We start from the raw sequence: 13,569 nt of genomic DNA, 5'->3' as shown, positions 1-13,569 counted from the left end.
GGCTGGCGGAACGGTCTAGGTGACGGTCACGACATAACTCGCCGAAGGAGACACTTCACCCGTTGGCGTGCGCTGGACGATGCTGAAGGTGTGGGTGCCAGCGGCGAGCGGCCCCACGCTCACCTCCCATGCTCCGTCTGCGCCGACGGTGCCCACGAACGTGTCGCCGGCAGCGGTCGACACCTCGATCGTGTTTCCCGCCGCGTTTGTTGCCACAGCACCGCGGAGCACGATGGTGTCGCTGGAGATCTCCCCGCCCGAAGCCGGGGAGATCAGGGTCGGTGCCTGGGGAGGCAGCGCAGGAGGGGCAGGAGGCGGTGCCGTCGTCGGAACCGGCGTGGGAACCTGTGGGGCCGGAACCGTCGGCGCGGGGGTCGGTGCGGGAACATCACTCGGGCTCGGGCTCGATGAGGGGCTCGGTTCCGCAGAGGCATCGGGCGTCGGCACGTTCGAGGCCTCCGGCGAGGCGCTGACCGCAGGCGTCGGCACAGGGGGAGTGGGAGTGGCCGTGACAACGGTGGCGACCGGCTGCACGGCAGCGTGTTGCTGCGGCGCCGAATCGTTCAACGACGGGAGGACGAGAGCCGCTCCCCCACCGAGGGCCACCACGGTGACGAGGGCAGCGACGGCTACCGTGGCGCCGGACGATCCCGTCGACACGGCCGCGGTGGCGCCGAACGAGCTCGTGATGCTTGCCGGCAGCGGTCCCGGCGTCAATGCGGCGAGGAGCGACGATGCTCCGTGGGTCTGGCTCCAGGTCGTGTAGGCGGCGGCCCCGCCGATTCCCGCAGTGAGCGGCAGCAGAATCAGCGCGAGACGGCTGCCCACCTCTTGCGCCTCTGAGGCGATGATCGAGCAGCGGCCGCATCCGGCGAGGTGCTCGTCAAGGCGACGCTGCTCGCGGGAGCCGAGCCCGCCTCGTGCATGGCTGCCGAGCCGATCGATCGACCAGCGGCAGTCGGAATCCTCGGGCGCTGACGAAATGTGCGCCTGAATCCAGGCCTGGCGCAGGCCTTCCCGAGCCCGAAAGGTCAACGCGGAGACGGCGTTGGGCTTCATCCCGAGTAGCGGCGCAATCTGCTGCACGCTCAGGCTCTCAACCTCGCTGTACCAGAGCGCCTCCTGCCACCGCGTGGGCAGTGAGCGGAACGCGCTGGCCGTCAGGCTGCGGTCAAGCGCCGCGAGCGACTCGTCTTCGAGCGTCTTCGGGTCGACCAAATCGTCGAGTTCGTCGGCCGAGGACTCCTTCGACGAACGGCCCCACGAGGCCGACACGTTGCGAATCGTCGTGAACAGATAGGCCCGAAAGGCGGTCGTCGGGCCCTTGCCCGCCTGAATCGACTGAAAGATTTTGGTGAACGCTTCGGCGACCAGGTCGTCGGGATCCTGCGACGTCGAATACCCGCGCGCAACCGCTTTGCCCGGTTCGGCATGCCGCTGCCAGAGCACCGCGAATGCTTGAGTGTTGCCCTTGCGAACCAGTTCGACCAGTTCGACATCTGACTGCGCTTCGAATTTGCCGGGCGACCCAACACGTGCTGTCGATCGTGCCGAGTGCTCCCCCATAATCCCAACGTACTAGTCAGGTTTGCCGGGTCGCCTGCTGCGAGCAAAGATGCCCCCCCGTTACAGGAAAAATGCCCCCCATTATGGGTCGAGCGACCCCCTCTTATGGGCCGAGCGGCCCGCCCGAACGGGTCGAACTACCAACCCGCAACCACGACATCGAAGGGTCGAGGTATCGAGCACACCCCGGCCGGTGTGCACTGACTGATCTGCAGGGTGTACGTGTGACCCTGTCCACTCGCGTCGATCGGCACGAGCACACCACCCACGGTCCACGACCCGCCTGGGCCAACAGTTCCCGTCGAGATGAACCCAAAGGAATCAACCTCTACACGATTGCCCACGTCTGTCGCCGGCACGGTGCCCGCGATCACGAAGGGATTGCCATCGACCGTTGCACCGAACGCCGGCGAGGTCACGATCGGCGTCGCGGGAACCACCTCGAACGTGGTTGTGCTCGCCGGGCTGTAAACGGTGACCCCGCTGACGACCTGCGAGTAACGAACACTCAGGGTGTGGCCACCCAGCGCCGCCCCGGCGAGAAGATTCTGCGAGAGCGTGCCCCCTGCGCTGAGAGTGAGCGGCGTGGCAACCCCATCGAGAGTCGCTTGGAAGGGCGCCCCCGCGACACCGCTGAAGTCCACTGGAGCACCCTTCGGAGACTTTCCGCCCACAAACGAGGTGATCTGCACCGGAGCGAGGGTGACGGTCGTCGGGCCGGTGAAAGCCGACATGTTGCCGGCCGCGTCGGTCTGCCGAGCGGTGATCGGGTGGCTGCCGAGGCCGAGACCGCTCAGCGCGGCGACGGACCAGTTGCCGGCCACATCCGCTGTCGCCTGATCAATCTTCACTCCGGCGTTGAAGAGCTCAACGGTGGCTCCCGGCTCGGCGACGCCGTCTGCCGAGGGAACGAACCGTCCGCCCTGGTTTCCGGCAAGCGAGAGCGTCGGCGGACCCGCCGCCGTGTCGACGGTCACCGTGAGGGAGGCCGGGACCGTATGTGCCAGGCCCGCCGGCGTGCGCACGACGAGGCTGAAGGTGTGAACCCCATCAGGGAACGGCCCGGCGTCAACTGCCCACGACCCGTTGGCGGCGATTGTTCCCTCGTATTCAGCACCCAAACCGTCTGAAACTTCGACCGTTTCGCCGACGAACACCGGCCCGACACTGCCCCTGATCGCAACCGTGCTGCTGCCGAGAATGGCGCCCATCGCCGGTGACTGGATGCCGATCGACACTGACGGGTACGCGAGCGTGAAGCGTACATCGAATTGCGGGCCATAGCGGCGGATTCCGTTGATGACCTCCACATAGCGGCCGCCAATGCTGTGACTGCCGAATGACATCGGGTCGGGCATCGGAATCGAGAAGGTACCTCCGGCCTGATACAAGGGCATCGGGAGGAAGGGCTCGTCCTGGAAGGCGCCGTCTACTGACATCTGGAAGGTTGCGTCTTGATCGCCCTGGACCGTGACGAGCTGCCCGCCGTCAACCACCGCGCCGTCGGCAAACGAGGTCAGGTCGAGCGACGCGAGAGTGAGGGGCTCCGGGCTCGTCAGGACGGAGACCGTGCCGAGCGGGTCGATCTGGCGGGCGGCAATCGTCTGGGCGCCGAACCCGAGTCCGCCGACCACGTCGACCGACCAGTCACCGGCGGCATCCGCGGTCGTCTGATCGATTGTCGTGCCCGACCCGTTCACCAGTTCGACCGTCGCTCCCGGCTCTGCGGTGCCGGCCGCCGACGGAAAGAGCCGACCGTTCGGGTCAGGGGTGAGTGTAAAGGCCGGAGCAAGCGCCGTGGTGTCGACCGTCACGACGAGTGTGGCCGTCGCAGAAACCTCACCGGTTGGGGTGCGCTGACGGATGCTCAGGGTGTGAACGCCGTCGGCCAACGGCCCAGCGTTCACGGTCCACGACCCGCCGGCGCCCACCAGTGCGTCGACGACGCTGACAGCTCCGTCCGTCACCTCGACGCTGTTTCCGGCATCCATTGATGCCGCAGTGCCGCTGATCTGCACTGTGTCGCTACGGGTGCTCGTGCCCGAAGCCGGCGACGTCACGACCGGCGCCTCGGGAATCATCGTGAATTGAACCGAGTGCGTCGGGCCGAATCGGGTGGCCCCACCGCCGTCGTCCGCGTAGCGCGCGCCCACCGTGTGGCTCCCGTAGCCGAGACCGCTCGGCAGTGCCGGCGAGAGCGTGCCCGCCGCGTCGAAGGTGTATCGCGTGGGAGTGAGTACGCCGTCGATCTCCAGGCGCAGGTCGGCACCCGCAATACCACGCAGGTCAACGGGCGCAGCCGCCGTCGCCGTCCCGCCATCCGTCAGAGAGAGAAAACCGATGCTGAGGAGAGTGAGGGATGTCGAGCCGCCGAGCGCCGAGACATTGCCGAGCACGTCGATCTGTCGCGCGGCAAGCGTCTGCGTGCCGAGGGCGAGGCCGCCGACCACGTCAATCGACCAGTCGCCGACGGCATCCGCGCTCGCCCGAGCGATTTCGGTGCCTGCCCCATTCACGAGCACGACCGTCGCTCCGGGCTCGGCCGTGCCGGTTGCCGAGGGGTTGAGCCGTCCGCCGGCATCGCCGGCCAGTGCGAACGTCGGGGCCAGCGCGACAGTGTCGACCGTCACAACGAGGCTCGACGGCGCAGAAACCTCACCCGTCGATGTGCGTTGACGGATGTTCAGGGTGTGCACGCCGTCGGCCAGCGGCCCCGCGTTCAGCGTCCACGACCCGTCGGCGGCGACGGCCGCGGCGAAGGCGGCCCCGGCCCCGTCGGACACCTCGACGCTGTTTCCGGCATCTGCGACTGCTGCAGTACCGCTGATCTGCACCGTGCTGCTGCTGGTCGCGGTACCCGACGCCGGAGACGTCACGGTGGGGGCCTCGGGAACCAAGGTGAACTGGATCGAGCGAGCCGGACCGAATCGGGCGACCCCGTTGACGTCGTCCGCGTAGCGCACGCCGACCGCATGGCTCCCGTACCCCAGCGCGGCGAAAAGGCTCTGCGAGAACGTTTCCCCCGCGTCGAGGCCGAAGCGCGTGGGTAGCCCGTCGATCGTCAGGTCAAAGTTGGCGGCGGCAACGCCGCTCACATCGACGGGATCCGTGCGCGTCACGTCACTTCCGTCGGCCGGCGCGGTGAGACTCAGCGCCGCGAGGGTGAGGGACTCCGGGCTCGTCAGAGTCGAGCGATTTCCGAGCGTGTCGGTCTGGCGGGCGGCAATCGTCTGCGCACCGAAGCCGAGGCCGTCGATCACGTCGATCGACCAATTGCCGGCGGCATCCGCTCTGACCTGATCGATGGTCGTGCCCGACCCGTTCACCAACTGAACCGTTGCACCGGGCTCGGCCGTGCCCCCGGCCGAGGGAAAGAGCCGGCCGTTCGGGTCTGGAGTGAGTGTGAACTCCGGGGCAAGCGCCAGGGTGTCGACGGTCACGACGAGGGTCGTCGCCGATGACCCCTCACCCGACGGGGTGAGCTGGCGGATGCTCAAGGTGTGTACGCCGTCGGCCAAGGGCCCAGCGTCCACCGTCCACGACCCATTGGCCGCGATCGGGGCCGCGAAGGCAGCGCTGGCAGCCGACACCACGAACCGGGTGCTTAGTCGGGCGGATGACGCGCCGGCTGGTTCTGTCACCTCGATGGTGTTTCCGGCATCGTCCGATGCTGCGGTGCCGCTGATTCGAACCGTGCTGCTGCCGATCACCGCGCCAGAGGCTGGTGAGCCCACGGTTGGCGTGCCGGGAATCGGTGCCGGAGGCTGGGGGGGAACGGTCGGCGGCGCCGTTGGTGTCGGAGTCGGCGTCGGCGTCGGAGTCGGAGTCGGAGTCGGCGGGGCAGTTGGCGGCGCAGTCGGAGTCGGGCTCGAGCTCGGCGTCGGGTCCAGCCCCGGCACATCGCTCGGACTCGGGCTCGGCAGCGGTCCCTGTTCGGTGTCGAACGGGTCAGCGACCGGCAGGCCGACGACCACCGGGTTGTCTCCTGCCGGCGAGCCGACAGGGCCGGCAATCGGCGGGGCATCCGTCGCGGGGGCGCCGGGGGTGATCGGCTGAGCGACTGACACCTCCGGGGCCGGATTGAGGAAGAGGGGAACGACCGCGACCGCTCCACCGACCAGACCGATGGTGGCGACGGCGACAAGCGCGAGGGTGGTGCCGGCCCCGAGCGTCGCTGATGACGCTGAAACAGCGCTCGCCCCGAACGAGCTCGTGACGCTTGCCGGCATCGGACCGGGGCCGCCCAGGGCAAGCAGCGACGAATCGCCTTCGGTCTGACGCCAGGTCAAGTAGGCGGAGGCCCCGCCGATTCCCGCAGCGAGCGGCAGCAGAATCAGCGCGAGACGGCTGCCCACCTCTTGCGCCTCCGACGCGATGATCGAGCACCGACCACACTCCGCCAGATGGATGTCCAGGCGGCGTTGCTCCCGGGGTCCCAAGGCTCCACGTGCGTGACTGCCGAGCCGGTCGATCGACCAACGGCAGTCCGAATTCTCCGGTACCGATGAAATATGGGCCTGAATCCAGGCCTGGCGCAAGCCTTCCCTCGCTCGAAAGGTCAACGCGGAGACGGCGTTGGGCTTCATCCCGAGCAGCGGCCCAATCTGCTGCACGGTCATGCCTTCAACTTCGCTGTACCAGAGCGCTTCCTGCCACCGTGTGGGCAGGGAGCGAAACGCGTTGGCCGTCAAGCTGCGGTCAAGCGCCGCAAGCGACTCGTCCTCAAGGGTCTTCGGGTCGACCAGATCATCGAGTTCGTCGGTCGAGGACTCCTTCGACGAACGCCCCCACGACGCCGACACATTGCGAATCGTCGTGAACAGATAGGCCCGAAATGCCGTTGTCGGGCCTTTGCCCGAACGAATCGACTGAAAGATTTTGGTAAACGCTTCGGCGACGAGGTCGTCGGGATCCTGCGAGGCCGAGTACCCGCGCGCCACTGCTTTGCCCGGCTCGGCATGTCGCTCCCAGAGCACACCGAACGCCTCGGTGTTACCCTTGCGAACAAGCTCAACCAGCTCGCCATCGGCCTGAGCGTCGAGTTTTCGGGGAGAGTGAGAGCGCGCCGTAATTCGCGTCTTCTCGTCCCCCATAGAGCCCAATCTACTGGTCACGCAGAGAAGAAATGCTCAGTTTCGGGTCGCGGCGACCCGTATTTGGTTTCGCCTGACGGCGTGCGGGTCTCGACTAGGCCGGGGGAAGCGGTCCGGAGGAAGACGGAGGCCCATCGGCCGGGTCGACGGCGACGAAGTTGACCGTGGCCTCCGGGCCGAAACGTGTCGGGTGATCCTCGTCGTCCGCGTAGCGCACGCTCAGTACATGATCTCCGTATTCCATCCCAACGGGCAGGGTCAAACGGCCTGACCACGTTCCATCTGGGTTGATCGAGTGTGGGTTTCCCGTCGGAACGCCATCGAGCAGGGCTTGGAAGGCGATGCCAGGATCGCCCACAATGTCGACATTGACCGAGGTTCCCACCGATGCGCCCTCGAGGGGCCAGGCAATCGAAATCTGCCTCAGCGTCACTGTCTTGGGAGAGGTCAGCGGCGAGACATTGCCTGCCGTGTCGATCTGTCGTACTGCAATAGTTTGTGTGCCGAATCCGAGTCCGGCGACCGCATCGATCGCCCACACCCCCGCGGCATCCGCTGTCGTCTCGTCGATCACGTCACCGGCACTATTCAAGACCTCGACAGTGGCGTTCGCTTCGGCGTGACCCTCAAGCGAGGGAACAAAGCGATCGCCTGGGTCCTTTGTGATCGTTCCGGTCGGCGGTAGCGCGACGGTGTCAATGGTCACGCTCTGCGAGAGGGGGTTCGATGTCTCGCCCGTAGGCGTGCTTTGAACAACGGTCAAAGCGTGTCTTCCGTCAGGAAGCGGCCCGACGGCGGCGTTCCAGTGCCCGGTCGCGTCGATTGTCGCGCTGAACGGTCCTTCCGCAGAGGGAGGTTCGATGGTGACAAGCACTGTATTTCCGGGGGCTCCGGTGCCGCTCATATTCACGGTAGACGTGTTGAGCTCGGCATCTGCGACCGGTGAATTCACGATCGGCACCGACGGATTCGGAACCACCGGAGGCGTCGTCGGCGGTGTTATCGGTGGCGCAGTCGGCGTGGGGGTCGGCGTCGGAGTCACGGGAGGGTCCGGCGTTGGTGTCGGCTCCGACGTCGGAGTCGGCACAGGTATCGGAGCCGCTGTTGGAATCGGTGCCGGGTTCGGTGCGGGGCGAGGCGCAGGCGGGTTGGGCGCAGTCACAGGTTCGCTCGGCGCCGGCGGCACGAGCAACTCGACAACAGGCGGAACCGTGATCTCGGGCAGCGCGATCTCTGGCTGCGCGATCTCGGGCGCCGCCGCATCCGTCTCATCGGTTGGCGCGAGGGCCGGAGGGTCAACGGTCTGGGCGAGCGTCTGCTCATCGCTCGCTGAATTGATCAGTGCCGGAACGATCAGTGCGGCGCCGCCTGCCAACCCCAGTGTGACCACGGCAACGAGCGCGACAGTGGCTCCAGTCGAGAGGGATTTCGCCGGCTTAGCGAAGGATGCCGACACCACCGCGGGCGGCGGACCGACCGGTTCAAGCGCGGCGAGGAGTGACGACGCCCCGTTCGTCTGGTTCCACGCCGTGTAGGCCGCGGCGCCGCCGACGCCTGCAACGAGTGGGAGCAGGATCAGCGCGAGACGGGACCCGACCTCGTGCGCTTCCGAGGCGATGATGGTGCACCGGTTGCATTCGGCGAGGTGATCGTCGAGGCGGCTCTGATCGCGGGACGCCAACGCTCCACGTGCGTGGCCGCCGAGCCGTTCGATCGACCAGCGGCATTCCGAATTCTCCGGCACCGACGAAATATGAGCCTGAATCCAGGCTTGGCGCAACCCTTCCCTGGCCCGAAAGCCCAGGGCGTAGACGGCGTTGGCTTTCATCCCGAGCAGCGGTGCGACCTGCTGTGCCGTCAGCCCTTCAACCTCGGTGTACCAGAGCACCTCCTGCCACCGAGTCGGCAGGGAACGGAACGCGGTGGCCGTCAGGCTGCGGTCAAGCGCCGCAAGCGACTCGTCCTCCAGGGATGTCGGTCCAGCCAGTTCATCGAGTTCGTCAGTCGATGATTCCTTCGACGAACGACCCCACGACGCCGCGGTGTTGCGAATCGTCGTGAACAGGTAGGCCCGAAACGCGGTGGTCGGGCCTTTGCCCGACTGAATCGAATGAAAGATCTTGGTGAACGATTCGGCGACGAGGTCGTCGGGATCCATCGAGGCCGAAAAAGCTCTGGCCACTGCCTTGCCTGGCCCGGCGTGCCGCTGCCAGAGCACGCCGAACGCCTGCTTGTTGCCCTCGCGAACGAGGTCGACCAGCTCGGAATCGCCCTGCTCGTCAAGCTTGTGGGGCGGCTCGGCGCCCGCGCTCGATCGAGGGGGTCGCTGGCTCATGGCGCCAAATCTACTAGTCACACTGAAAGAGACTCCTGGCTTCCCATTTTCTTACGCGACTACTGCCAGATGCTCGGAGCTGTCGCACGCGTCGGCGGCAGAGTGACGTCGTCGCTCCAGGCAAGCAGCCAGTCCGCAACCGTCACCGACGCGGGCGGCTCACCGATTGCCTCGAGAAGCTCATCGATCGAGACGACACCACCGCTGCGCTTCAGAAACCGGCCACGAATGAAACCCTGCGCATAGATCTCGGGGTTGCCCTCGGCATCCGGGCGCACAAACCGCTGCTCGACATAGACGGCCTTCTCGTCGAAGCCAAGGATGCGCGACTCAATCGTGAACTTCTGCCACATCTGCAGGGACTTGCGAAAACTGATCGTCTCACTGACCACGACCGGGTACCAGCCGCGCTGCTTGAAGATCTCCCAGACCCCGTTGCGCACGAGCATGTCGAAGCGGGCGACGTCCATGATCGACAGGTACACGCCGTTGTTCATGTGGCGCAGGATGTCCTGGTCGGTCGGCAGCGTGATGAACCGGGTTCGAGCCACGTCGTAGTGGCCGAGGCGCGGGCCGAAGCGCGACCGTACAAGGTGAAGGAGAGTTCGAAAGAACATATGCACCCTGCGATGCTAGGGCCACCGACGCCGGATCCCGCATCTCTTGCCGACGCGCACAGGCATCCGTCGCGCTGCGCAGCAATCTTTGCAGGGTCGCGACAAGCGCAACGGGCCGGATGCCGCCCAGTGGCGACCCCCGGCCCGTTGCAGTCACACACGTCGCTCGGGTTTAGCGAGCGACCTTCGCTGTCTTCGCCGAGGTCTTCGACACCGTCAGATAGTTGGTCTTCGCGCCGGTGACCTTCACCGAGAGCGCCTTGCCCTTCTGAGCCGACGTGATCGTGAAGGTTGACTTCGTCGCGCCACTGATCGCCTTGCCATCGGCCAGCCATCGGTAGCTGAATTTCGTGCCCGACGTCCAGGTTCCGGTGGTCACCTTCAGAGCCTTGCCGATCGCGACCGTGCCGGACACCTTCGGAGTCGCCGTCTTCAGCGTGTGCTTCGCGGCGAGTTCAACGTTGACGCCTGTCTTGGTCTTGCCCGCGGCCACCGTGGCGACGTTCGCCGAGGCCAGACTGCTCTTGTTGTTCCAGTACTCGGTGATGAACGGTCCACTCTTCACCGAATCTTCACCGGTGGAAACGACCGAGATGAACTTCAGACGGTAGTTGCCGGGCTTCAGCCCGGTGATGAGGTACTCCCCGCTGACTGAACCCGCCCACGTCGTGGCGACCAAATGCCCCGACGTGTTGTATGCCTCAATGGTGGCCCGGGTCGGCGCGATCGTCCTGCCCGTTTTTCCGGTCACGGTTCCGCTCAACGAACCGCCGGTGCTGAGACCGGCGTTCCGCGTCGTCGATGCGCCGGTCGCGAGTGAGAAGTAGGTTGCCGTCGCGCTCGATTCGGCGTTCGACCACCACTCGCGGGCATAGGTGTTGCCGTTGAATTCCAACGTGTAGCTACCCGCCGACAAAGTATTAATCGAATACCTTCCGGTGGCGTCCGTGCCGCTGCTCCCCCTGTACTCAGGTTTACCGTCGGCGCCCTTCGCGTAGACCGTCACCCACGCTCCGCCGATGCCCTTTCCGGCGGAGTTCTTCACGACGCCGGTGACGATCGCACCCTTGGCCAAAGTCACATCTCGTGTCGTCGACGCAGCCGCCGCCAACGCAAAGTATGTGCGCTTGTCATAGCTCGTGACGTTGCCCCACCATTCTGAGACATGGCCAGGTGCAGAGAATGAGAGCGTGTAGCTGCCTGCCGCGAGGCCGACGATCGAGTACGTGCCTGACGAGTTGGTCGTCGCGTACCCACCCATGTAGCCGGTTTTCGGTGAGGCAGAGACGGAGACCCCCGACAGTGCTGCACCCGAAGCATTCTTCACTGTGCCGGAGATCGTCGCGCCCTTCGCCAAGGCAGCGTCTCTCGTGGTTGACGCCCCTGCGGCCAGCCCGAAATACGTCGCGTTCTGAGACGACGCCGCGTTGCTCCACCACTCCGGCACATAATTCGAGGTGCTGCTGAACTGCAGCGTGTAGCTACCAGCGGCAAGACCCGTGATCGAATACTTGCCAGACGAACTCGTCGTCGCATAGCCATACTGGCCGGTCTTGCTCGATGCATTCACCGAAACTCCAGCAATGCCCGCACCGGCCGAGTTCTTCACTGTGCCAGAGATCGTCGCCCCCTTCGCCAGGGCGGCGTCCTTCGTCGTGGATGCGCCTGCGGTAAGCGCGAAATACGTCGCCTTGCCAAGAGACAAGGCGTTGCTCCACCACTCCGGCACATAATTCGAGGTGCTGCTGAACTGCAGCGTGTAGCTACCAGCAGCAAGGCCCGTCATCGAATACGTGCCAGACGAACTCGTCGTCGCAGAGCCATACTGGCCGGTCTTGCTCGATGCATTCACCGAAACTCCAGCAATACCCGTGCCGGCGGCGTTCTTCACGGTGCCGGAGACTGTCGCGCCCTTCGCCAAGGCGGCATCCTTCGTCGCGGATGCCCCAGTGGCGAGCGCAAAGTAGCTGGCCTTGTCTGAAGACGCAGCGTTGCTCCACCACTCCGATACATAATTCGAGCTGCTGCTGAATTGCAGCGTGTAGCTGCCAGCAGCAAGACCGGTGATCGAGTATTTGCCCGACCCATCGGTCGTGGCATAGCCGGCCCATGCGGGATAGAGCGAGTCCTTCACTTTCAACGAGGCTGTGACGTTGACCCCCGTGATCGCTGTGCCCGAAGAATTTTTGACGATGCCGGAGATCGTCGCCCCCTTGGCGAGCTCAGCATCCCTCGTCAGTGACGCACCCGCCGCCACTGCGAAGAAGGTGCGCTTGTCGTAGCTCGTGACGTTACTCCACCACTCCGACACGTAGCCAGAGGCCGTGAACGAGAGCGTGTAACTGCCCGCAGCCAGTCCCGTCATCGAGTACGTGCCCGACGAACTCGTCGTCGCCGAGCCATACGCGTCTGAAGTCTTGCTCGATGCATACACAGAAACACCGGCGATACCCGTTCCCGCTGCGTTCTTCACCGTGCCGGAGATCGTCGATCCCTTCGCCAGCGAGGCGTCTTTCGTCGTCGATGCCCCTGCGGCAAGCGTGAAGTACGTCGCATTGTCGCTGGATATCGCGTTGCTCCACCACTCCGGCGCGTACGTCGAATTGCCGTTGAACTGCAGCGTGTAACTTCCTGCGGCCAGGCCATTGATCGAATACTTACCTGTCGAACTCGTCGTGGCACTCCCGCCCTGATAACCGGTCTTCGGCGAGGCATAGACAAAGACCCCTGAAATTGCAGCACCAGACGCGTTCTTCACCGTGCCGGAGATCGTCGCCCCCTTGACTAGAGCTGCATCTTTCGTCGTCGATGCTCCGGCGGCAAGCGTGAAATACGTGGCCTTCTCAGAGGACGCCGCGTTGCTCCACCACTCAGTGATGTAATTTGAGCTACTGCTGAACTCCAGGGTGTAGCTGCCCGCAGCAAGACCCGTGATCGAGTACTTGCCCGACGCATTGGTCGAAGCTGAGTCAATCCACGTGGGATAGGTGCTTTCCGGGTTCTGGAGGTACGTGGAGACGTAGGCGTTCTCGACCACTTTTCCCGCTGAGTCCTTGACGGTACCGGAGATCGTCGCTGTAGAAGCAGCAAGGGGCGTCGCGGATGGCTTGTCTGATTTGATCGACGGCTTGGCCGTCGGCTTGGCCGTCGGCTCCACAGTCGGCTCGGCCGTCGGTTCCGTCGTCGGCTCCGCAGTTGGCTCCGCAGACGGCTCCGCCGTCGGTTCCGTCGTCGGTTCCGTCGTCGGCTCCACAGTCGGCTCGGCCGTCGGTTCCCCGGTCGGCTCGGCCGTCGGCTCCGTCGATGGTTCGGTCGTCGGCTCACCGGGAGTTTCGACGCCGGCATCGGGCGAGGTTGAGGCACTCCGCGCAACGTTCGCTACCAGATACTCGGATTCGACGCTATCGATGACAACCGGCGCAGCGTCGGCGCGCGTCGCAGCATCCTGCCACCATTCGGTCGCGAACACACCGCTCTCGTCGGCGAACTCCACTGAATAGCTGCCGACGGACAGCTGCGCAGCGTCGAACGCGAACGCGCCCGAATCATCCGTCGTCGCAACAACCGGCTCGGTCGCAGCATCCAAGAAAGCGCGCACGGCGATGCCGACAGCGGCATCACCCGCATCCGTCGTCACGCTGCCGCTGAGCACCGGACCGACACCGGCCACGCTCGGCGGGGTTGCAGATACGTCGTCAGACGTGGCAAAAGCAGGTGCTGCGGCGCTGGCCGCAAGAAGCGAGCCAAAGAGCGTGGCGGCGGTCACAGCCGCCACAATCTTTTTGGCACGGCTGAAGGGTCGGATCACTGGTTCCCCCGAGTCGGTGACGAAAATTGCACGACTGAATAGTCGTGAACAATCGGAAGTCTGGCAGAGCAAAACACCTGCTACTGCTCGATTCTCGGGCATCCCCCATAAGTTCCGGCACCCGTTCTAGGGGTGCCTCTGGCGCCACTC

5 protein-coding genes are annotated in these 13,569 nt (G+C 65.3%); all 5 read right to left on the bottom strand.

Annotation, left to right across the window (positions count from 1 at the left end; translation table 11 throughout):
* Positions 1-15: 15 nt before the first annotated feature.
* On the bottom strand, positions 16-1,566 hold the full coding sequence (locus ABD791_RS18290) for a sigma-70 family RNA polymerase sigma factor (protein ID WP_345069315.1): 1,551 nt from the start codon (positions 1,564-1,566) through the stop codon (positions 16-18).
* A gap of 137 nt (positions 1,567-1,703) precedes the next feature.
* Positions 1,704-6,659, bottom strand: a complete 4,956-nt coding sequence (locus tag ABD791_RS18285; RefSeq protein WP_345069314.1) for a sigma-70 family RNA polymerase sigma factor — start codon at positions 6,657-6,659, stop codon at positions 1,704-1,706.
* A 94-nt stretch (positions 6,660-6,753) separates the two neighbouring features.
* Positions 6,754-8,994: a sigma-70 family RNA polymerase sigma factor gene (locus tag ABD791_RS18280; RefSeq protein WP_345069313.1), complete on the bottom strand. Its 2,241-nt coding sequence runs from the start codon at positions 8,992-8,994 to the stop codon at positions 6,754-6,756.
* Positions 8,995-9,053: 59 nt separating this feature from the next.
* Positions 9,054-9,617 (bottom strand): thioesterase family protein, encoded by a 564-nt coding sequence (locus ABD791_RS18275; RefSeq protein WP_345069312.1) that lies wholly within the window; start codon positions 9,615-9,617, stop codon positions 9,054-9,056.
* 166 nt (positions 9,618-9,783) lie between these two features.
* On the bottom strand, positions 9,784-13,377 hold the full coding sequence (locus ABD791_RS18270; RefSeq protein ID WP_345069311.1) for a carboxypeptidase regulatory-like domain-containing protein: 3,594 nt from the start codon (positions 13,375-13,377) through the stop codon (positions 9,784-9,786).
* Between the last annotated feature and the right edge of the window lie 192 nt (positions 13,378-13,569).

This window comes from Glaciibacter kafniensis (assembly GCF_039538945.1).
GTDB classification, from domain to species: Bacteria; Actinomycetota; Actinomycetes; order Actinomycetales; family Microbacteriaceae; genus Cryobacterium; species Cryobacterium kafniensis.
Note: the sequence above shows the minus strand (reverse complement) of the source record. Positions and strands in the feature narration are given on the sequence as shown.